The sequence below is a fragment of the Streptomyces sp. NRRL S-495 genome (assembly GCF_000966955.1).
Classification (GTDB): Bacteria; Actinomycetota; Actinomycetes; order Streptomycetales; family Streptomycetaceae; genus Kitasatospora; species Kitasatospora purpeofusca.
Map to the genome: position 1 here is coordinate 1 of NZ_JZWY01000939.1, position 253 is coordinate 253.

Consider the following 253-nt stretch of genomic DNA (forward strand, 5'->3'; position numbering starts at 1 on the left):
AACGGCTCCGGGTCGGCCGTCCCCGGCCGGACGAACCCCCGTGCCCGCGCCACCGCCTCGCGGACGTCCGGGGCCGGGTCGTCGGCGAGGCCGGCCAGCAGTTCGGCGACCCCGGGCGTGCGCCAGTCGCCGATCGCCCACACCAAGGACTCCCGGACGCGGTAGTCGGGATGGGCGGCGAGGTGGGCGAGTTCGGCGATCGGGCCCCGGCGGCGCCGGAGCAGCCTGAACCAGTCCAGGACCGCCTCCAGCT

General features: G+C 77.5%; 1 protein-coding gene. It reads right to left on the reverse strand.

Annotation, left to right across the window (positions count from 1 at the left end):
- On the reverse strand, positions 1–253 hold a 253-nt coding region (locus tag VR45_RS36690; protein WP_045944265.1), incomplete at both ends, for a HEAT repeat domain-containing protein.